Source organism: Bacillus sp. (in: firmicutes) (genome assembly GCA_017656295.1).
Taxonomy (GTDB): Bacteria; Bacillota; Bacilli; order Bacillales; family JACDOC01; genus JACDOC01.
Map to the genome: position 1 here is coordinate 119484 of JACDOC010000005.1, position 20840 is coordinate 140323.

Annotated in this window: 18 protein-coding genes; 4 read left to right on the forward strand and 14 right to left on the reverse strand. The window is 39.6% G+C overall.

Annotation, left to right across the window (positions count from 1 at the left end):
- Positions 1-143: 143 nt before the first annotated feature.
- The 4 genes from glpK to H0Z31_06965 form a co-directional block, all read right to left on the reverse strand.
- Positions 144-1634, reverse strand: a complete 1491-nt coding sequence (gene glpK, locus H0Z31_06950) for a glycerol kinase GlpK (GenBank protein MBO8177173.1) — start codon at positions 1632-1634, stop codon at positions 144-146.
- Positions 1635-1651: 17 nt separating this feature from the next.
- Positions 1652-2476: an aquaporin family protein gene (locus H0Z31_06955; protein MBO8177174.1), complete on the reverse strand. Its 825-nt coding sequence runs from the start codon at positions 2474-2476 to the stop codon at positions 1652-1654.
- Between the two features lie 168 nt (positions 2477-2644).
- A complete protein-coding gene (locus H0Z31_06960; GenBank protein MBO8177175.1) occupies positions 2645-3208 on the reverse strand; it encodes a glycerol-3-phosphate responsive antiterminator in 564 nt (187 codons plus the stop codon).
- 12 nt (positions 3209-3220) lie between these two features.
- Entirely contained in the window at positions 3221-3865 is a 645-nt protein-coding gene (locus tag H0Z31_06965; GenBank protein ID MBO8177176.1) for an HD domain-containing protein, read from the reverse strand.
- A 1281-nt stretch (positions 3866-5146) separates the two neighbouring features.
- On the opposite strand from H0Z31_06965, the gene H0Z31_06970 reads away from it, so the two are divergent.
- Positions 5147-6163, forward strand: coding sequence for an NERD domain-containing protein (locus H0Z31_06970; GenBank protein ID MBO8177177.1), 1017 nt, complete (start codon positions 5147-5149; stop codon positions 6161-6163).
- Between the two features lie 15 nt (positions 6164-6178).
- Here H0Z31_06970 and H0Z31_06975 read toward each other — a convergent pair whose 3' ends face one another.
- Positions 6179-7048, reverse strand: coding sequence for a helix-turn-helix transcriptional regulator (locus tag H0Z31_06975; protein ID MBO8177178.1), 870 nt, complete (start codon positions 7046-7048; stop codon positions 6179-6181).
- A gap of 123 nt (positions 7049-7171) precedes the next feature.
- Here H0Z31_06975 and H0Z31_06980 point away from each other — a divergent pair, with 123 nt between their 5' ends.
- Positions 7172-8524, forward strand: a complete 1353-nt coding sequence (locus H0Z31_06980; protein ID MBO8177179.1) for an MATE family efflux transporter — start codon at positions 7172-7174, stop codon at positions 8522-8524.
- 918 nt (positions 8525-9442) lie between these two features.
- Here the strand turns inward: H0Z31_06980 and H0Z31_06985 are convergent.
- The 3 genes from H0Z31_06985 to mutS all read right to left on the reverse strand — a co-directional run bounded on the left by H0Z31_06985 (position 9443) and on the right by mutS (position 14272).
- Entirely contained in the window at positions 9443-9580 is a 138-nt protein-coding gene (locus tag H0Z31_06985) for a hypothetical protein (protein ID MBO8177180.1), read from the reverse strand.
- 176 nt (positions 9581-9756) lie between these two features.
- Positions 9757-11634, reverse strand: coding sequence for a DNA mismatch repair endonuclease MutL (gene mutL / locus H0Z31_06990; GenBank protein MBO8177181.1), 1878 nt, complete (start codon positions 11632-11634; stop codon positions 9757-9759).
- A 31-nt stretch (positions 11635-11665) separates the two neighbouring features.
- Positions 11666-14272 (reverse strand): DNA mismatch repair protein MutS, encoded by a 2607-nt coding sequence (mutS, locus tag H0Z31_06995; GenBank protein MBO8177182.1) that lies wholly within the window; start codon positions 14270-14272, stop codon positions 11666-11668.
- 159 nt (positions 14273-14431) lie between these two features.
- Here mutS and H0Z31_07000 point away from each other — a divergent pair, with 159 nt between their 5' ends.
- Entirely contained in the window at positions 14432-14935 is a 504-nt protein-coding gene (locus H0Z31_07000) for a nucleoside deaminase (protein ID MBO8177183.1), read from the forward strand.
- Between the two features lie 294 nt (positions 14936-15229).
- Positions 15230-15394, forward strand: a complete 165-nt coding sequence (locus tag H0Z31_07005; GenBank protein ID MBO8177184.1) for a DUF4083 family protein — start codon at positions 15230-15232, stop codon at positions 15392-15394.
- Between the two features lie 51 nt (positions 15395-15445).
- Here the strand turns inward: H0Z31_07005 and H0Z31_07010 are convergent, their stop codons facing one another.
- The 6 genes from H0Z31_07010 to H0Z31_07035 all read right to left on the reverse strand — a co-directional run bounded on the left by H0Z31_07010 (position 15446) and on the right by H0Z31_07035 (position 20765).
- A complete protein-coding gene (locus H0Z31_07010; protein MBO8177185.1) occupies positions 15446-15997 on the reverse strand; it encodes a short-chain dehydrogenase in 552 nt (183 codons plus the stop codon).
- Between the two features lie 175 nt (positions 15998-16172).
- Positions 16173-16718, reverse strand: coding sequence for an outer spore coat protein CotE (cotE, locus tag H0Z31_07015; GenBank protein ID MBO8177186.1), 546 nt, complete (start codon positions 16716-16718; stop codon positions 16173-16175).
- A 202-nt stretch (positions 16719-16920) separates the two neighbouring features.
- A complete protein-coding gene (locus tag H0Z31_07020) occupies positions 16921-17790 on the reverse strand; it encodes a DMT family transporter (GenBank protein ID MBO8177187.1) in 870 nt (289 codons plus the stop codon).
- 313 nt (positions 17791-18103) lie between these two features.
- The gene (locus H0Z31_07025) at positions 18104-18535 is read right to left on the reverse strand and encodes a RicAFT regulatory complex protein RicA family protein (protein MBO8177188.1); all 432 of its coding nucleotides are present in this window, start codon (positions 18533-18535) and stop codon (positions 18104-18106) included.
- 2 nt (positions 18536-18537) lie between these two features.
- Positions 18538-20076: a tRNA (N6-isopentenyl adenosine(37)-C2)-methylthiotransferase MiaB gene (miaB, locus tag H0Z31_07030; protein ID MBO8177189.1), complete on the reverse strand. Its 1539-nt coding sequence runs from the start codon at positions 20074-20076 to the stop codon at positions 18538-18540.
- Positions 20077-20318: 242 nt separating this feature from the next.
- Positions 20319-20765 (reverse strand): DMT family transporter, encoded by a 447-nt coding sequence (locus tag H0Z31_07035; GenBank protein ID MBO8177190.1) that lies wholly within the window; start codon positions 20763-20765, stop codon positions 20319-20321.
- Between the last annotated feature and the right edge of the window lie 75 nt (positions 20766-20840).

Here is a 20840-nt window from a genome sequence, read left to right on the forward strand (position 1 = left end):
TTTGTTTCGGAAAAAAGCAATAAGAGACCACCGTACATTATGACTACATCCATAATGTCGAATGGTCTCTCTTCGTCTCTTACCGAACTATGAACTTGTTATTTTTATAATAACATATTTTTGTAGAAATGGAAACAACTTTCTTATTTAAACGCCATGGTTGCACGAACGGCTTTTTTCCATCCTTCGTAAAGGTTTGTACGCTCTTGTTCACTCATAGTTGGTTCAAACGAGCGGTCTAGATTCCATTGGCTCGCAATTTCTTCGCGGTTGTTCCAATACCCAACCGCAAGACCAGCTAAATACGCGGCCCCAAGAGCGGTCGTTTCGTTTACAACTGGACGCTCTACCGGTACATTGAGGATGTCGCTTTGGAATTGCATTAAGAAGTTATTTTTTACAGCCCCTCCGTCGACGCGTAGCGCTTTTAAGGAAATCCCGGAGTCTTTTTCCATGGCCGTTAACACGTCTTTCGTTTGGTAGGCTAATGATTCAAGGGTGGCACGAATGAAATGTTCTTTTTTCGTCCCGCGGGTTAATCCAAACACTGCTCCGCGTACATCGCTATCCCAATACGGTGTTCCAAGGCCGACGAACGCTGGAACGACATAGACGCCCTCGGTTGATTCCACTCGAGTTGCATACATTTCACTATCTTTAGCTTCTTTAAACATGCGCAGACCATCTCGAAGCCATTGAATCGCAGAACCCGCCACAAAAATACTTCCCTCTAAGGCGTACTCCACTTTTCCATCAATGCCCCACGCTAATGTTGTTAATAAGCCATGATCCGAACGGACCGCTTTTTCCCCTGTATTCATGAGCATAAAGCAACCCGTTCCATACGTGTTTTTCGCCATTCCTTTTTCAAAGCATGCTTGACCGAACAGTGCGGCTTGTTGGTCCCCGGCTGCTCCGGCAATTGGCACTTTTTGTCCGAAGAAGTGTTCCGGAATGGTTGTACCATACACTTCTGAAGATGGACGCACTTCTGGTAACATCGATTTTGGCACATTTAATATGTCTAACAGTTCATCGTCCCATTGTAAGTCAAAAATATTGTACATAAGCGTCCGGGAAGCATTCGAATAATCGGTCACGTGAGCTTTTCCGCCAGAAAGCTTCCAAATCAGCCACGTATCGATCGTACCGAAAAGAAGGTCACCGTTTTCCGCTTTTTCCCGAGCGCCTTCGACATTGTCTAAAATCCATTTCACTTTGGTCCCCGAAAAGTACGCGTCGATAAGTAATCCCGTTTTTTGGCGGAACAGTTCGTCATACCCTTTTTCTTTTAATTCGTCACAAATATCCGCTGTTTGACGTGATTGCCAAACGATCGCATTGTATACTGGTTTCCCAGTATGTTTGTCCCAAACGACGGTTGTTTCGCGTTGGTTGGTAATCCCGATCGCTGCCACTTGCTCCGGCTTAACGTTCACTTCTGAAAGAACAGAAGCCATGACCGCTAAAATGGAACCCCAAATTTCATTCGCATCATGTTCGACCCAACCTGGCTTTGGGAAGTGTTGCGTAAATTCTTTTTGGGCCATGTGCACCACTTCCCCTTTTTGATTAAACAAAATCGCCCGAGAGCTTGTTGTTCCTTGGTCAAGAGCTAAAATATATTTTTCCATCCAAATCTACTCCTTTCTTACACAGAGATTTGTTTTGAGTGTGTTGAAGCGCTTACTTTCTTATCCAATAAAGAGGCAAGCATTAATACCAATACGATGGTAACAAGCAACACCCAGAATGGTGTAACCATTTTACCTAAAAAGATTGCTTTATAGAATAAACCTCCAAACGAACCACCTAACAATGGTCCAACCACTGGTACCCAAGCGTACCCCCAGTTCGAGCTTCCTTTTCCAGGGATCGGAAGCAAAAAGTGAGCAATGCGGGGACCTAAATCACGTGCCGGGTTAATCGCGTATCCAGTCGTTCCTCCAAGCGATAATCCGATGCTCACAATAAGGAATCCAACGATTAATGGGTTCAGACCTTCGGTAAATTCGTTAGCACCAATGGCTAAAATACTGACTACTAAAACAAATGTACCTATGATTTCGCTTATTAAGTTGGAAAAATAATGTGGAATCGCTGGTCCTGTAGAAAATACTCCTAACTTCGCTCCTGGATCATCGGTCACTTTCCAATGCGGGAAGTAGTGTAAAAAGACGATACATGCACCTATAAATGCACCAATCATTTGCGCAAGAATATAGTTTGGTACGTCACTCCATGGAAAATCCCCAGTAAACGCTAAAGCTAAGGTCACCGCTGGGTTGATATGAGCGCCGCTGATTTGACCAACGGCATAGACAGCAACCGCTACCCCAAGTCCCCATCCAAACGTGATGACGATCCATCCTGAATTATGCGCAAACGATTTTTTTAAACTAACTCCGGCACAAACACCTCCTCCTAAAATAATTAAAATAGCTGTTCCGACAATTTCTCCGAAAAATGCTGACATGTTAGTGACCTCCTTTTTTACTTTGATTAAAAAAAGAGACACACGTATCCTACTCTACATAAGGAACTGTGTGTCTCCATTTCTCTAACACTATGTATTAACTTATCTATGATGTTAGTAGATTTTGTAAGCGTTGTCAATATACTTTCTCCAAAATTTTCAAATAAATTAATAATTTGGTTCGAAGTGTTTCCATAAATCAACGTTGGATGTCGTGATTGCACAGGCCCCGGCTTGTAAAATGGCATCTACTTCTTCCACCGTTTCAATCAGCCCACCAGCAATAATATCGATGCCGGTTTCTTGTTTTAGTTTTTGGACAACTTTCGGGACCACTCCAGGCAGGACTTCGATAAAGTGGGGTTCGGTTTTTTGGACGAGTTTAATGCTTTTTTCCATCGCTGAGGAGTCGATAATAAACGCACGTTGAATCGCGTAAACCCCCTTTTGTTTTGCTTTTATAATGACGTTTCCTTTCGTGGAAATGATCCCATACGGCTTAATTTCTTGGCAAACATACTCGGTTGCATACTCGTCACTTTTAAGCCCATGGATCAAATCCATGTGTAAAAACATTTGTTTATTGGCTTGTTTGGCGTATTGAAACACGCTCTTTACCATTCCTACATGCATGTCCAAAAAGACGCCGTATGTATAGTTCGTCCGGAGAAGGAGGTCAAAATCCTTCATCGACCGGACGGCGGGTAGTATTTGTTGATTAAATATTGGCATTTCCTTACCTCCTTATTCTTTTTCATGACGATTGATAATCATTTCGGTTATTTCGGATAGTTTCATAGCAGGAATTCCTTCTTCTTCCAGCATCTCCGGTAAAATATTTTTTAAGAAATATTGAACACAATGTAAATCATCATACTGGCAAATGGTGTCTAATGCCTCTTCGTACATTTCTAAAAAGAGCGGCTCTGGATTCCCTTTTTGAATTTCTCCAAACGACTCGTACAACAAGTCAATTTTATCCGCTACCGCTAAAATTTTTCCTTCTAACGTGTCGTCTTTTGCTTCCGTAAAGCGGCGGAAGTATACATCCTGATACTCCTTCGGAAACTCTTTTAAAATAAACTTTTCCGTCATTTGTTTTTCCACTTGGTTAAAAAGTTCTTTTAATTCGTTGGAGGCATATTTGACCGGTGTCTTAATATCTCCAGTGAACAACTCTGGATAATCGTGGTTGAGTGCTTTTTCATATAACGCTTTCCAATCGACCGTACGCCCCATTTGTTCTTCGACCGTTCCTAAAAACTGAGCGATTTTTGTTACTTTAAACGAATGACTCGCCACAGAATGACTTTGATATTTAAACTTCCCTGGACAGCGATATAATTCTTCTAAATCAGATAAACTTTTAAAATAGTTATGAATTCCCATTGATGTACCCCCTTTGCTGTAAAATTTTAAGAGATTGTAGCACATGAAATCCTTTTCAGACAAATGTTTTATTAGTTTATGAAAAGGGAGAACATATGGAAATTGATGATTTGCTCATATTTGAGTATTTTGCTCTTAAATGATCGATTTTTTCTCGTAATTTCGTGATGGTTTCCCATAAATTTGAAATTTTTGCTCGTAATTTAGACGTTTTACTCATAAAGTTCAACTTTTCCCACAAAAATTCGATGCGAAACTCATTAGATGCTGCGTTTTGCTCATTAATTCGTATATTTGCTCCTAAATCATGAATTTTTTCTCATAAATTCGCGAAGGTTTCCCATAAAGTTAAAATTTTTGCTCGTAATTTAGATGTTTTGCTCATAATATTTATCTTTATCCCAATTTGATAGAAATGCTGCTTTGGATGCTGGGCTTTGCTCATAAATTCGTATTTTTGCTCCTACATGATAAATTTTTTCTCATATCTTCGCGGAGTTTTCCCATAAATTTGGAATTTTTACTCATAATTAGACATTTTGCTCATAATTAAACTTTTTCTCACAAAATATTTTTTAAAATTTGATAGAAATTCACTGGATGCTGGGTTTGCTCATAAATTCGTATTTTTGCTCCTACATGATAAAATTTTTCTCATATCTTCGCGGAGTTTTCCCATAAATATGAAATATTTGCTCGAAATTTTGACGTTTGCTCATAAAATTCATCTTTTTATCACAAAATATTTTTTTTAAATTTGATAGAAATTCACTGGATGCTGGGCTTTGCTCATAAATTCGATTTTTGCTCCTACATGATAAATTTTTTCTCATATCTTCGCGGAGTTTTCCCATAAATTTGGATTTTTTACTCATAATTAGACATTTTGCTCATAAAATTAAACTTTTTCTCACAAAATATTTTTTAAAATTTGATAGAAATTCACTGGATGCTGGGTTTGCTCATAAATTCGTATTTTTGCTCCTACATGATAAAATTTTTCTCATATCTTCGAGGAGTTTTCCCATAATTTTGGAATTTTTACTCATAATTAGACATTTTGCTCATAAAATTAAACTTTTTCCCACAAAATATTTTTTAAAATTTGATAGAACTTCTACGTTTATTTGGCTCCTAACTAATGAATTTTTGCTCATAACTTTGAGAAAGATTTCCAAATTTTGCTCATATCAAATTTTAAAAAGATGTAGTTTCTCATAAAAAATTTGAAGGAATTTTTATCATCATATCGAAATCAGAAGTAGAAAGGAGGAATGAAGTTTGATTATTAAACCTAGAGGTATTCCACTACGTATAGAACAAAATGCGGCTTTATTACGTAGACTTGTAAAACATCATCCGAAGCGATTAGACATTGAAGAAGATTTATCCAAACGAATCGCTGGCTTTCGCGGTGAACAACGGATAGACTACCAATTAAAACTACTACCTCACGAAGATTATGATTTGTTTTTTGATTTACGATTAACCGATCACATCGCTTTTTTTCAATTAGATACCCTCATTGTTTCCCCTTATTTTTGTGCTATTCTCGAAGTCAAAAACATTTCCGGTACCCTCCAATTTGATTCCCAGTTCCAACAAATGATACGGATTCATGATGAAAAAGAAGAACGGTTTCCAAACCCCGTATTACAAGTGAAAAGACAACAGCTTCAGTTCGAACGTTGGTTAGCCCTTCACCAACTTCCTCCCGTTCCGATCGAATATGCAGCGGTTATTAGTAATTCCTCTACTATACTAAAATCTTCTTCAAACAGCCGTTTTTACGATGAAAAACGAATGATCCTTGACGAAGGAATATTAGAACAAATCGGAAAATGGTCGAAAATGTATAAAAAAAGAATGTTTTCGTTGGATAACCTCAATCGATTGAAAAAGCTATTATTAAAGCACCATACTCCTTACCGGGTAAATATTTTAACGTTGTATAACATTGATTCCATAGACATATTACGAGGGGTCATTTGTCCAAAATGTAGCCATGGACCGATGAAGCGGATTTTTGGAAAATGGCACTGTTCCAATTGTTTAACAACCTCTAAATCTGCGCATATTCAAGCATTGTACGATTACTTTTTACTGTTTCAGCCGACTATTACGAATAAACAATTGCGTTCCTTTCTCCTTCTTCATGACCGTCATCACGCCAAATATTTGTTAAAACAATTACATCTCTCATCCAAAGGTCACAACAAAGATCGAGTATATTTCCTTCATGAAGAACTCTTTTCTCAATTAGGATATTCGAATGTCTTACAAACTCAGAAGTCTTGATAACAAGCTCCTCTTTTATAACTTACTCCGACTCATTTGTCTACGGTATTCCATCGGCGTCATTCCTTCTGTTTTTTTGAACAGCCGGGAAAAATACGTCACATCTTCGATCCCGACTTCTTTGGCAATGGCGGAAATTTTCAGATTAGTAGTTGAAAGTAGGCGTTTTGCTTTGGACAAGCGATAGTATGTTAGATATTGCATCGGGCTCATCCCCATCGTCTTTTGCATACATCGCGTCATATAATCAGGATGAAAATGTAATTGGCGAGATACATCTTTCATTTGAATCGGCTGCTGATAATGCCTATGAATATAGGATATGACTTGTTCGCAGACGTTTTCAGACGCACTCGGAATATGAAGCGCCTGCTTTTGCAATTGGAGTAAAAATTCATAGAACACCATTTGCTGTTTTAACGCATAATCGACCGTTTGTTCTTCCGGCAGTCGGACTAATTGTATTAACAGCTTCTCCACGACTTCTTTTCGCGAAAGCTTTCCGTACTGAGGAAGGTGCATTTGATATCGGGCTGGTTCAACAAAGGTCGCCTCTTTTTCAAAAATATCTCCCCAACTAATTTCTTTGTCTTCTACCACTTGATAGTCGTGTTCAAGCATAAAATGCACCCAAATAAAATCGGTATCTTCCGTACACGGTCGATGACCAAAATGTTCTCGTTCTGCTAAAAGAATCATATATTCACCTTCAGCTACTATATATGACTCGTTTTTTTCCGTCATAAATAAGGTCCCTTTTTGGACATACAACAGATCAAACACCGAAAACGTACGTTTAAAATGCTTTTTTCCCTTAAGAAAAGTTGCTTCTCCCCCTTTAATGAACGTGGGAAATGGAGGAGCAGTAAACACAATCAGCGCCATCTTCACTCACCTTTTAGGTCGGAATAATCCAAATCATATCGTTTCCATCTCTTTCTATTATAAGCACTCCTAAGTACACTGAGAATAGTTTGCACGTCGGAATTATCAAAAGGAGTGGACAGCATGAAGAACGTAAAAAACCTGTCCTTGTTTGCCATTACGTGGCCGATTTTCATTGAAATTTTGCTCCATATGCTGATGGGGAACGCCGATACGTTAATGTTAAGCCAATACTCAGACGAATCCGTAGCAGCTGTAGGAGTTGCGAATCAAATTTTATTTGTCATCATCGTTATGTTTGGTTTTATTGCTACGGGGACTTCTGTGTTAGTTGCTCAGCATTTAGGGGCTAAGGAAAATCAAGAAGCGGAAGAAGTCTCTAGAGTATCGATTGTCGGAAACTTACTGTTCGGACTCCTTCTTAGTGTATGTTTAATTGTTTTTGGGGAATCCATTCTACAGTTGATGAAGCTACCAAGAGAATTATTTGCTGAAGCTTACGGGTATTTACTCATTGTTGGTGGTTTCTCATTTGTGCAGGCACTGATTATGACCATGGGAGCGATTTTAAAAAGCAATGGGTATACTCGAGATACGATGTACATTACGATTGGGATGAATCTGCTCAATGTGCTTGGCAATTACTTGTTCATATTCGGACCGTTCGGGTTTCCGGTGTTAGGTGTTCAAGGGGTGGCCATTTCCACGACCGTAAGCCGTGTGCTGGCAATGGGAGTCCTGTTTGTTTTACTCCTTAAACGAACGAGCTTGTCAATCCGGCCCTCTCTATGGTTCCCTTTACCGGTGCGCCATGTGAAAAACTTATTAAAAATCGGGATTCCATCCGCAGGAGAACATTTATCGTACACCTCATCCCAAATGCTCATTATGTACTTTATTACGATGATGGGTACCGAAGCAATTACAACGAGAATCTATACTCAAAATATCATGATGTTTATTTTTTTATTTGGCGTGGCGGTTAGTCAAGGAACGCAAATTATCATCGGACATTTAGTTGGGGCTAAGGCTTTTCAAGAAGCGTATGATCGGTGTTTAAAAAGTTTAAAGCTTGCAATCATCGTTGCTATTGCCATGGCGATTGGTGTATCCATGTTTTCAGATACGCTTTTTTCTATCTTCACTTCGAACGATCACATTATTCAAACCGGGGGTACACTTTTATTATTAACGATAATTTTAGAACCAGGCCGCTCGTTTAACTTGGTCATCATTAATGCGTTACGGGCAGCAGGAGATGTGAAACTTCCTGTATACATGGGAATCTTGTCTATGTGGGGACTGGGTGTACCCATTTCCTATTTCCTTGGTATCGAGTTTGGCCTTGGGTTAATCGGGATTTGGATCGCCTTTATCATAGACGAATGGATTCGCGGACTCGTCATGCTTTGGCGCTGGCGAACGAGAGTGTGGGAACAAAAATCCTTTGTGAAGGCGGAGCTTAAAATAACTTAATGGCAAGTTATTTCAGTGTCGGGGAAAGAAGCTAAAAGCAGGTTTATGAGCAAATTATTCGGGTTATGGGAAATTTTTTGATATAGGAGAAAAGATTTCAAGATTATGAGAAAAAACTTTTGATTTATGAGAAAAAATTTCGATTTTATGAAAAAAACTACTACTTTATGAGAAACCAATTTAAATTTATGAGCAATACCTTTCGATTTAGGAAAAAATATTTAGGTTTATGAGAAAAACTCAGCTTTATGAGAAATCAATCCAAATTTATGAGCAAAAACTTTCGATTTATGAGAAAAAATTTCAAGTTTATGAGAAATTAATTCAAGTTATGAGCAAAAACTTCAGATTTATGAGAAAAAATTTCGATTTTATGAGAAAAACTCCAACTTTATGAGTAATCAATCCAAGTTATGAGCAAAAATTCCTACTTTATGAGAAATAACTCAAGTTCATGAGAAAAATCTCTGCTTTATGAGAAATACATGCAAGTTTATGAGCAAAAACTTTCGATTTATGAGAAATAATTTCAAGTTTATGAGAAAAAACTTCAACTTTATGAGTAATCAATCCAAGTTATGAGCAAAAATTCCTACTTTATGAGAAATAACTCAAGTTCATAAGAAAAATCTCTACTTTATGAGAACTAAATTCAAATTTATGAGCAAAAACTTCTACTTTATGAGAAATAACTCAAGTTCATGAGAAAAATCTCTGCTTTATGAGAAATACATGCAAGTTTATGAGCAAAAACTTTCAATTTATGAGAAAAAATTTCGATTTTATGAGAAAAACTCCAACTTTATGAGAAATATATTCAATTAAGAGAAAAATTTTAGTTATAAGCAGGGCATTTACCCTGCTTTTTGATTTTTTGCACATCAGAACAATTCTCGTTTGTATGTCATTGTTCTTACATTAATCATTCTCTTCATTATTTTGATTTCTGCGTTCCGTTTCGATTGCTTCAAAGGTGTTCAATTGGGGGGAGCCGTTTTTTTGTTTGGCGTTGTTGTTACGCTGAGCATTCGCGTTCCCTTTTTTCGTTCGTCCCATGATGATGCCTCCTTTCAACTCTTATCGATTGTAGTGTTACCTTCTTAACAGATGTTATACTTTTATTTTGCTTGACATAATGTTATTATGTTCAACTTATTTCAGTTGATTGAAAATTATATGTCAACAAAAAAACCGACAATTTCAGGAATAACTGAAACTGCCGGTTGTTTATATTACATCACACGCTTAAACATTTTTTCTAGTTCATATGTGGAGAAATGAACGATAATCGGGCGACCGTGCGGACAAGTAAACGGATCGGACGATTGCCGTAATTCATCGAGCAGCGCTTGAATTTCATCCGGACGTAAATATTGGTTCGCTTTAATCGAAGCTTTACAGCTCATCATAATGGCCGCTTCTTCACGCAATTTTTTCACGTCCACTTTTTTCATTTGCAGGACTTGTTCGATCATTTCTTCGATAATCGACTGTTCTTCCCCTTTAGGAAACCATTGCGGATGCGACCGGACGATAAAACTATGGTGTCCAAACGGTTCTAAAAAGACGCCGACTTTTTCAAGTTCTTCGCGGTGCTCCATGATCTTGACGTATTGGTCGTTCGAATATTCGAGCGTTAGCGGAACTAATAGTTCTTGTAATTCGTTCGTTACTTGGCCGACTTTTTCCCTGTAGTATTCGTATTTAATCCGCTCTTGCGCGGCATGTTGGTCGATAATGTACAGACCGTTTTCGTTTTGCGCTAAAATGTAAGTTGCGTGCATTTGTCCAATCGGATATAACGGGGGAACGCGAGAGCTTTTGGGCTCTTCTTTTTCTGTTTCTGCTGCTTGTTTTTGTAAAAGAGGTTCTTCTTGACTAACAATCGATTCGGCAGCAAAATCCGTCATGATTGGCTCAAGATGTTCCTCTGTCTCGCTTCTTTCGTCTTCTTTTGTCATCGGTGAAAACAATGGCTTCGTCTCTTGAACGACTGGCGCTTCTTTCTCCTTAGGCGGTTCACTTTTGACTGGTGAACGATCCGGTAAATGGTCTAAGTCAAACGATGCTTGTTCCGTTTTCGGCTGCGGTTTGCGAATTGTTGACGTAACCGACGGAATAAGTTCTTGTTGTTTTAACGCTTGTTGAATCGTCTTGGTTACTAATTCAAAAAGCTCTTGCTCTTTACTTAACCGCACTTCCATTTTGGATGGGTGGACGTTCACATCGACTAAAATCGGATCCATTTCAATCGAAAGAAGAACAATTGGATACCGCCCGATTGGTAATAACGTATGATAGCCTTCTTGCACCGCTTTCGCAAGACCATAATTTTTAATGAAGCGACCGTTAATCATCGTTGAAATATAGTTACGGGAGGCACGCGTCACTTCCGGCAAGGTAATATACCCTTTAACGGTAAAATCTAGAGATTTCGCTTCAATCGGAATCATTTTTCGAGCGACGTTTGTCCCATAAATGGAAGCGAGAACTTGCCGTACATCTCCGTTTCCGGAAGTTTGCAGGAGGGTCCGGCCATTATGGCGTAGTCGGATGGACACTTCTGGATGAGCAAGAGCCAGCCGGTTCACCACATCGGTAATATTTCCGAGCTCCGTATGAATCGTTTTCATATATTTGAGTCGCGCCGGTGTGTTGTAAAACAAATCGGTGACCGTAAAATCGGTCCCTTTTCGACTGGACGTCCGCTCATGTAAAACAACCTTGCCTCCTTCGATCCGAACGTGGGTCCCAGCTTCTTCCCCCGTGCTCGTTTTGACTTCCACACACGATACGGAGGCGATACTAGGCAAGGCTTCGCCGCGGAACCCTAACGTCCGAATGCGAAACAAATCGTTTTCGTCTTTGATTTTACTGGTGGCATGGCGTTGAAACGCAAGGAGCACATCATCCGGCTCCATCCCGTCCCCGTTATCAAGAACACGAATTTTTTGCAATCCCGCTTCTTCCACATCAATTTCGACGATTGTACTATTCGCATCAATCGCATTTTCGACCAACTCTTTTACCACGGATGCCGGCCGTTCGACGACCTCACCGGCGGCAATTTTGTTCGATAACGCGTCATCGAGCTGTCTAATTTTTCCCATGCTGTCCCCCCTATCTTTGAAAAATTAAACGTCATTTTATTTTCTTATGCAATTCGTAAAGCGTGTTTAACGCTTGCATCGGTGTCATGTCTAATATATCGAGCGCCTTTATCGCTTCGAGTACTTGTTTTTCTTTGGACGACAGCGTCGGTTTTTCTTTTTTGACCGGTTCGTCAAAGAACGACAATTGTTCGATCGGTTCGGTTGTCTCTACTGCTTCACGTTTCGGAGATTGATCAATTGTTTTTTCAACAACAGGTTTTTCCCCTTGTTCAAATGTTGCTAAAAGTTCATTCGCCCGCTGAATGATTTGATCTGGAAGTTGAGCTAGCTCGGCAACATGAATGCCGTAGCTTTTATCCGCTGCCCCTTCTTTAATTTTGTGCAAAAAGACGACTTTTCCGTTTTGTTCGATGGCGCTGACATGGACGTTTTTCAGTTTGTCTAATTCGTTTTCTAACACCGTTAATTCATGGTAGTGGGTAGAGAATAACGTTTTCGCGCCGATATGTTCATGAATGTATTCGATCATCGCTTGTGCTAGTGCCATTCCATCGTACGTGCTTGTTCCGCGTCCAATTTCGTCAAATAGAATTAAACTGTTTTGGGTGGCGTTGGAGATTGCGTTATTTGCTTCGAGCATTTCAACCATAAACGTACTTTGACCGGAAATGAGGTCATCAGCTGCCCCAATACGGGTAAACACTTGGTCAAAAATCGGCAGATCCGCTCGTTTAGCCGGAACGTAACAACCGATTTGAGCTAAAATCGCCGTTAAGGCAATTTGACGCATGTACGTACTTTTACCCGACATGTTTGGTCCCGTAATTAACAGCATTTCGCGCTCGCGGTCCATATAACAATCGTTCGGAACGTATTCTTGGGAACGCATCACTTTTTCGACTACCGGGTGACGCCCTTCTTCGATGACAAGACGGCGTTCTTCATTAAATGTTGGTCGAACGTAGTGTCTTTCTTCACTGACTGTCGCAAAGCATTGCAACACGTCGATTTCGCTTACTACTTTTGCCAACTGCTGCAGGCGTGGAATAAACGGTTTTACATATTCACGTAACTCCACGAATAACTCGTATTCAAGCTGCATGCTTTTTTCTTCTGCTTGTAAAATAAGCGCTTCTTTTTCTTTTAGTTCTGGTGTAATAAACCGTTCGGCATTTGTTAACGTTTGTTTTCGTTCATAACGCCCTTCTTCTAACAAGTGCAAGTTTGCTTTCGTCACTTCAATGTAATAACCGAATACCCGGTTGTACCCAATTTTTAATGACTTAATCCCCGTCCGTTCGCGTTCTTCACGTTCGAGTTGCGCAATCCAGCTTTTCCCGTTTTTGCTCGCATCGCGATACGTATCGAGTTCTTGATGATATCCTTCGCGAATAATGCCCCCTTCTTTCACGCTTAACGGTGGTTGGTCCACTAGGGCACGTTCCAGACGATCAGTCATCTCTTCTAGTGGATCCATGTTATCTGCAAGCTTGTCCGCCTCATCGTTTCCAAGTTGACGAAGGACGGATTGAATCGCTGGAATTTGCTGTAGCGAACGGCGTAATTGCACTAAGTCCCGAGCGTTGACGTTACCAAAAGCGACACGTCCAGCTAACCGTTCTAAATCGTACACTTCTTTTAATAATTCGCGAAGATCTTGGCGCTCAAAATAATGCTCTTTCAACGCTTCTACTAAAGTTAAGCGGCGTTCAATTTCTTGAAGGTCCAATAGTGGACGGTCGATCCATTGTTTTAACAGACGGCCGCCCATCGCGGTCATCGTGTCATCTAAAAGCCAAAGAAGCGAACCTTTCCTACCTTTCGTGCGAATTGTTTCCGTTAATTCTAAGTTGCGTTTCGAAAAATAATCGATTTTCATGTATTGATGAATGTGGTATGGGGCTGCTTCTTGTAAATGTTCTAGGCTTCGTTTTTGGGTACGGAACAAATAGTTTAATAGTCGCGCAACCGTAACGCGCATTTTGTCTTGGGTTAGCGGCGTTAACAAATGGGAAAAGGCGTCGCGAACGGACTCGTCGTCTTCAAACGAAATGGTTACTACCGATCGCTCGCGCATTGCTCGCTGAAGTTCTCCGTCAAACGAGGAGGCAACAACGACTTCTTTCGCTCCTAGTGTAGCTAATTCATTTAATACCAAGTCAAAGGAACCGTTTAACAATGTGACTTTATGCTCACCGGTCGTTAAGTCAATGGCCGCTAATCCGTACGTGTTGTCCGAAAAATCACTGACTGTCGCGATAAAGTTGTTTTCTTTGTCGGCAAGTCCTTTTCCTTCCATCACCGTTCCCGGGGTGATGAGTTGAACGACTTCCCGTTTGACGACCCCTTTTGCTTGCTTTGGGTCTTCGGTTTGTTCACAAATTGCGACTTTATATCCTTTTTCAATGAGCTGCTCAATATAGCTGGATGCCGAATGATAAGGGACACCACACATCGGAATCCGTTCGTCCCCACCGTCGCGGCTCGTTAATGTAATTTCCAGTTCTTGAGCTGCTTTAACTGCATCATCAAAAAACATTTCGTAAAAATCGCCTAAACGAAAAAATAAAAAGGCATCTTGATAATCTGCCTTGATTTGTAAGTATTGTTGAATCATCGGCGTGTATTTGGCCATATATGTCTAACCCTTTCTATTAACGTACTCATCTCTCGAATTTACATTATATCATACTTTTTCTATCACTCTTTAAAAACAAATTGGATAGACGTTGAAGGAAAATTGTGCCATAATAAAAAAGTCTGAATTTTACGTTTTTATGTGAGGAGAGTTTCCATGTCCGTTGTATTTCATGAAATGAACCACGAAAAATTTATGAAAGAAGCATTAAAAGAAGCCGAAGAAGCAGCGAAACGGGGCGACCGTCCGATCGGATGTGTGATTGTCCATGAAAATCGTATCATCGCCCGAGGCTCGAACCGCTTTTCCACATTAGACAGTAAAATTGCCCACGCGGAAGTAATGGCGATGCATCAATGCGCCTCTTTTTTAAAAAAATACTCATATGATTGCGTCTTATACACAACGTTAGAGCCTTGTATCATGTGTTTAACGACCATTGTGATGGCCAACATTCCGTACGTCGTCTTTGGCTGTCACGATCGATATTTCCAACTAGATAAATTTATCCAAGCGAATCCCTACATCGAAAAACGGATAAAAGCCTATAAGGGAGGGGTACTTGCGGATGAATCTTATCAACTAATTCACACATATTACCCAGAAATGGCGGAGCTCATATCTACAGGTAAGAAGCCACAAGGCTATGGGAGAAAGTAAAAAAGACGGATGATGTATATTTTTTATTTGGAGTTAGAAGGGAGGCAAAAAAAGTCATTTCAGAAAATGAATGGTGTCGTTATTTTCAAATGTCGCAAGATGTGTTCATGCGGTGTCATCGTTCCGAAAGACCATTGAGACCGTATTTGACAAGGAATGGAAGTTAACGTTTAAATCGTGATACGATCTCGTTTCTTTTCCAATGGCTTTTTTCTAAACGTTTGTTCCTAATAAACAAGCATTCTTTTAATATAATAGATATGGTATAATATACCAAAACGAGGTGAAAAGATAATGTATATCGGTGACATCATTTATCTGTTATTTACAATTTTGATCCCTATCGTGTTTATCGCCGCAATTATATTTTTTGTTCGTTCATCAAAGAAAAGGAAAGAGCAATTGGATAGAATTGAGAAAAAATTGGATAAAGTGTCAGGACAAGCACCTAAGCAATAGACGAAACAAGCTCGGCTTCAACAAGTCGAGCTATATACATTTTCCTATTTTTTAATACGACGGCCTCTTTTCATAAGGCTCTAGCGTGCCAACGATTGCCTTCTTTTGATCTTCTATCAAACTACGAATTACGCCTTGTGAGATTTCTTCATGAGTCAGCCATCTAGAATGGTTTCCTTCTAACACAAAGCCTAAATACACTTCACGATACAAACAGTTTGGCGGCAAATGAATCGTTTCTTGCTGGAAATACCGTCGGCTCCCTTTTACATGGTAAAGAAGCCATTGCTCCGTTTCAGTTGCTATAAGTTGACTCATAACTTCTAAATTGTCATTCGATTGACTCCAGCTCACAACTAAATTAATGGGTCCATATTTGTTCATTGTTTGACGGAGCTGATTTTTAACCGACTCATAGTCCGTATAATCAACGACAAGGTTTGTTATTCGCTCAGGATATGGCGCTCGTTCGTTCAGACGCTGATGTTTTTTTCCATTGCGTCCGATAACCGAAACATGATACCCGTTGTTTGTAAGCCACAAGCATACGTCCGCTAACATGCCGGTCCCCCCAACGACGAGCGCGTGTGTTCTTTTTTTCATGTGTATCACCTCGAATGACGGAAAATTCCTACATTTTTTATTATAACATTTATTTTCTAACATTTTCCATCACCAATCTTTTCTTCTTTCATGCTCCCTCTAAGGGACAGCTACCATCTAATATTTTATATTTATCAAACAAGAAAAAAACTAGGAAGATTACCTTCCTAGCCGGTTAACGTTCTTTGGAACTTTCTAAAAACTCAGGGTTAATTTCTTCTTCTAATTCGTCGTCATCGACGTCATCGAAATCCCAATCATCATCGTCGCTAAAGTTACCTTGGGTAATGTTTACGACGACTTTTGTTTCACCGATGACTTCGGCTAAAAATTCTCTTTCTACGTTGACAACAATCTTGTTTCCTTTGGCAATTTCCGCCTCGACGCAGTTAGGCTGTTGTATCACACGGGCAACGACTTCTTTGTCATCAATGACATCTGAATCACGGTATCTCAGTTTGATTACATCTGCATAATCCACCGTTTCAGTGACAACGCTTGTTTTCGTGTTGTCATGATGAGAATACCAGACGTTAATATCGTATTGGCCAACAATTTCCACCTTTTTCCCTTGTTTCCGTGCACGGTAGGAATGATTAATAATCCAGCAGCCTAATATGCTCGAAGGTGGATGGGGTGGATTAATCGTATGATTGGATTGCGTGAATTTACGTCCTTTTGCGACGATTGATTTTGTAATAATCTCTCTGTAATCTGCCATCGAGCGAACCCTCCTCATTCAATTTCATATCATCTTATGTGGGACAAATGACAAATGTGCGATGAAGAAACCTAAAGATAATGACATACATTCGGTCATAATTCATTGTATGCGCCTTTTTCGGAAAACTTCACTAATCTATAAAGAAAATTATGTACAAAAAACACCTCCATCTTTTTTGAAGTGGAGGTGTTTACACATTTTACGCTGCTTTCGCTTGTTTTTCTTCCGCATTATTTTTTACAAACATATAAAGCGAAGCACTAAAAATGATGAGATAGCCGATGATACTGAATAGATCTGGTGTTTGACCGAAAATAAACATACTTAACAGCGTGGAAAAAACAATATTCGAATAAAAAAAGATAGATATTTCTTTTGCCGGAGCAAATTTATAAGCCATCGTAATGCCAAATTGACCAAGGGTAGCAAAAACTCCCGCTAACAAGAGATAGATCCATTGCTCAAGTGTCATCGGTACGTACGTAAAAAGAACAAATGGCAGCATCATGATCGTCGTGAAAAAGGAAAAGTAAAAGACAATCGTATAATATTTTTCCCTGTTCCCTAGCGCACGTAACACCGTATACGCACCAGCAGCAAACACGGATGAAGCAATTCCGGCTGCATACGGGATAATATCCACGTTAAATTGCGGTTTGATAACAAACAATGTACCGAGAAAGGCAATGATAATCGACGTCATTTGAAAAGGTTTTGCTTTTTCCTTTAAAAATATAGCGGAAAAAATAATTAATAAAAACGGACTTAACTTGTTAAGCATATCCGCATCCGACAGGACTAAATGGTCAATTGAATAAAAATAAAACAAGATGCCGAGCATACCAAGGATGGAGCGAAGTAATAACAGTGGTTGATTTTCTTTTTTTCCAAAAAGCCGTTCGCGATGATACACCACCATCCCAAAAGCGACGAGAGCTGATATCGCATTTCGAAATAACGTTTTTTGTACGGTCGGTAAATCGCCTGATAACTTGACAAAGGCGGACATCATCGCAAATCCAAAGGCAGATAAAAGTAATAATAAAACGCCTTTATTCCGATCACTCATGCTGTTCTTCCTCTCCATGAATAACTTCACCACTATACGATAACAAAAAAGACCATCTATTGACAAAAAGTAGGATTTCCCTATTTTTTTGTAAAATGCTGCTATGTTATATGTCAAAGTTGTTTTTTAGCAAGTGATTCACACGGCGGCGACTCCAGCGGGAACAAGAAGCCGCAAGACCCTTACTTGAGCGCGGCTTGCGGCTTGCCCGCGGAAAGCGTCCCCCACAAGCGGAATGTATAAATATCAAAGTATCGTTTATCAGAACCCTGTAAAAAATCCCCCACAGACTTTTCTGTGAGGGAATGACAAATTAACTGCAGCTACCAGGGTAGCTATTTTTTACTTTGGCACCTGTTTCACCACGGAGAAGGTCGCCACCTGTGGATAAAATGATTTCGTCTGTTACAGTATTTGAAATCGTTGAAGCGACAATTTGTAGCAAATCGTTTACTTCCACTTGCGATTGCTTAAATTCTTGAACAATTGGCAGTTCATCTAATTCCTTTTCGATTTTCTCAATTTTTTCTTCCACCATTTTTAACGCTTCTGTTTTCCCGTAATGCTGGAAGTTCACTGCTTGCTTTTGTAAGCTTTTCAGACTGGCAATTAGCTCACGTACTTTTTGATTTTCGTGAATTTGTGCTTCCGCGCGTTTAAAAAAGTCAACTTCTTCTGTTTCGGCAATCATTTTCGCTAACTCTTTGGCGCGCTCCATAATGTCATCTTTTGTATATTTGGCCATTTTTATTTCACCTCGATTGCTTCTTCCACCATTTCCCCGTCAAGAGTCCATGTTTTCGCTTTTGTAATTTTTACTTTTACCAGCTGACCAATCGCTGATTTTGGTCCTTTAAAGTTAACGAGTTTATTTTTACGAGTGTAACCCGCTAAAATGTCTGGATTATTTTTAGATTCACCTTCCACAAGAACTTCGACGACTTTTCCTTCGTATTCTTTCATTTTCTTCGCGGAAATTTCGTTTACAAGGTTATTAAGTCGTTGCAGACGTTCTTTTTTTACTTCCATTGGCACGTTATCTTTCATTTTCGCCGCAGGAGTTCCTTCACGTGGTGAGTAAATGAACGTATAAGCAGAGTCAAATTCTACTTCACGATATAAAGATAACGTTTCTTCGAATTGCTCTTCTGTTTCATTCGGGAAGCCGACGATAATGTCAGTCGTTAACGCTACATCCGGAATCGCTTCTTTAATTTTACGAACGAGCTCTAAATATTGCTCACGCGTATATTTACGAGCCATAATTTTTAAAATATCACTAGATCCAGATTGAACTGGTAAGTGAATGTGCTCAACTAAGTTTCCGCGTTTCGCTAAAACTTCGATTAGACGATCGTCAAAGTCACGTGGGTGGCTCGTTGTGAAACGAATTCGCGGGATATCGATTTTGCGTAATTCATCCATTAAGTCACCTAAACCGTATTCCATATCTTCAAAGTCTTTACCATACGCGTTTACGTTTTGACCAAGAAGGGTGATTTCTTTATAACCTTGAGCTGCTAAATGACGTACTTCTTGGATAATGTCTTCTGGACGACGGCTACGCTCTTTACCACGTGTATACGGGACGATACAGTACGTACAGAATTTATCGCATCCGTACATAATGTTAACCCATGCTTTAATGTTTCCTTTACGTACTTTCGGTAAGTTTTCAATTACGTCTCCTTCTTTTGACCATACTTCGACGACCATTTCCTTAGACATGTAGGCCTCATTTAAAATGTAAGGAAGACGGTGAATGTTGTGCGTACCGAAAATCATGTCCACATATTGATATTGTTTTAAAATTTTATTAACCACTGACTCTTCTTGAGACATGCATCCACAAACCCCAAGAAGAAGGTCAGGATTTTCCATTTTTAATGGTTTTAAGTGGCCAATTTCACCGAACACTTTATTTTCCGCATTTTCACGGATGGCGCACGTGTTTAATAAAATCACGTTCGCATCTTCTGGACGGTCAGTTGGCTCATAGCCAAGCTCCATAAAAATACCGGCCATGACTTCCGTATCGTGTTCGTTCATTTGGCAACCATACGTACGGATGTAGAATTTACGCCCGTTCCCCATCCCTCTAAATTCTTCAGGAATTTCGAAGTCTTTATGATATTTGACTTCTTCTTTCCCGCGTTTTTTTGCATCTTTTAAGGATGGAGGAATATATACTCTTTCAAAATATTTACTGTAATCCTTCTCGGATTTTTTGTCCGATGGATTCACAGGGTTCACTTGTTGTGATTCTAAACGTTGTTTCTCGTTCATGAAAAATCCCCTTTCTAATGCAAAACTAAACAGGCATAAATATGCCCGTCATATTATTGTATAATATTCGTCAACATTTTTCACGCCCGAATTTTAGAAAATCATCAAACAACCACCTATACTACTAATCATCACCAATGAGCCAGTGATTCAAACATGATGTGCTTAATTCCCATATAGTATAAAATGTCTGTTGGCATTTGACAATCATCGAAGCCGTATTGTCGTGAATTGTTCACTTTTTATGAAGGCTGAGTACCACGATACAAAAATAAAAGTGCCATGATCAAACAAATAGCCCCCGCTACTCGATACCCGTTAAATGCTATTTTCGGACTGCCAAACCAGCCGAATGTGTCAATGAGAATACTAGAGATGACTTGCCCGCTCATGACCGCAATGATGGTGGTGGCTACTCCTAGCTTAGGTACGGATATAATGACAAAAACAACAAAGCCAGTCCCTAACAATCCGCCAAGTAATAACCAACGAGGGACTTGTAAAAATTGACCGAGAGCACCTTTACCAAAAAACAAAACAATCAATGTTAACATCACCGTCCCAACGAAAAAAGACACCCACGCCGCTTCTAAGCTCCCGATTCGCTTTCCAAGTCCCCCATTAATGGGAGCTTGAGTAGCTGAACAAACTCCAGCCAAAGTAGCTATGATTACATACACCCATGCCATATAATAACCCCCTCGATTATTTTCCAAATACATACATTCTCCTTTTTGAGCATTGACTCCTTTTTTGAGAAAAAG

Bases quoted from the DNA above. Each gene is read 5' to 3' on its own strand.
- glpK (MBO8177173.1), bottom strand. From the start codon at position 1,634: ATGGAAAAATATATTTTAGCTCTTGACCAAGGAACAACAAGCTCTCGG.
- H0Z31_06955 (MBO8177174.1), bottom strand. From the start codon at position 2,476: ATGTCAGCATTTTTCGGAGAAATTGTCGGAACAGCTATTTTAATTATT.
- H0Z31_06960 (MBO8177175.1), bottom strand. From the start codon at position 3,208: ATGCCAATATTTAATCAACAAATACTACCCGCCGTCCGGTCGATGAAG.
- H0Z31_06965 (MBO8177176.1), bottom strand. From the start codon at position 3,865: ATGGGAATTCATAACTATTTTAAAAGTTTATCTGATTTAGAAGAATTA.
- H0Z31_06975 (MBO8177178.1), bottom strand. From the start codon at position 7,048: ATGGCGCTGATTGTGTTTACTGCTCCTCCATTTCCCACGTTCATTAAA.
- H0Z31_06980 (MBO8177179.1), top strand. From the start codon at position 7,172: ATGAAGAACGTAAAAAACCTGTCCTTGTTTGCCATTACGTGGCCGATT.
- H0Z31_06985 (MBO8177180.1), bottom strand. From the start codon at position 9,580: ATGGGACGAACGAAAAAAGGGAACGCGAATGCTCAGCGTAACAACAAC.
- mutL (MBO8177181.1), bottom strand. From the start codon at position 11,634: ATGGGAAAAATTAGACAGCTCGATGACGCGTTATCGAACAAAATTGCC.
- mutS (MBO8177182.1), bottom strand. From the start codon at position 14,272: ATGGCCAAATACACGCCGATGATTCAACAATACTTACAAATCAAGGCA.
- H0Z31_07000 (MBO8177183.1), top strand. From the start codon at position 14,432: ATGTCCGTTGTATTTCATGAAATGAACCACGAAAAATTTATGAAAGAA.
- H0Z31_07005 (MBO8177184.1), top strand. From the start codon at position 15,230: ATGTATATCGGTGACATCATTTATCTGTTATTTACAATTTTGATCCCT.
- H0Z31_07010 (MBO8177185.1), bottom strand. From the start codon at position 15,997: ATGAAAAAAAGAACACACGCGCTCGTCGTTGGGGGGACCGGCATGTTA.
- cotE (MBO8177186.1), bottom strand. From the start codon at position 16,718: ATGGCAGATTACAGAGAGATTATTACAAAATCAATCGTCGCAAAAGGA.
- H0Z31_07020 (MBO8177187.1), bottom strand. From the start codon at position 17,790: ATGAGTGATCGGAATAAAGGCGTTTTATTATTACTTTTATCTGCCTTT.
- H0Z31_07025 (MBO8177188.1), bottom strand. From the start codon at position 18,535: ATGGCCAAATATACAAAAGATGACATTATGGAGCGCGCCAAAGAGTTA.
- miaB (MBO8177189.1), bottom strand. From the start codon at position 20,076: ATGAACGAGAAACAACGTTTAGAATCACAACAAGTGAACCCTGTGAAT.
- H0Z31_07035 (MBO8177190.1), bottom strand. From the start codon at position 20,765: ATGGCATGGGTGTATGTAATCATAGCTACTTTGGCTGGAGTTTGTTCA.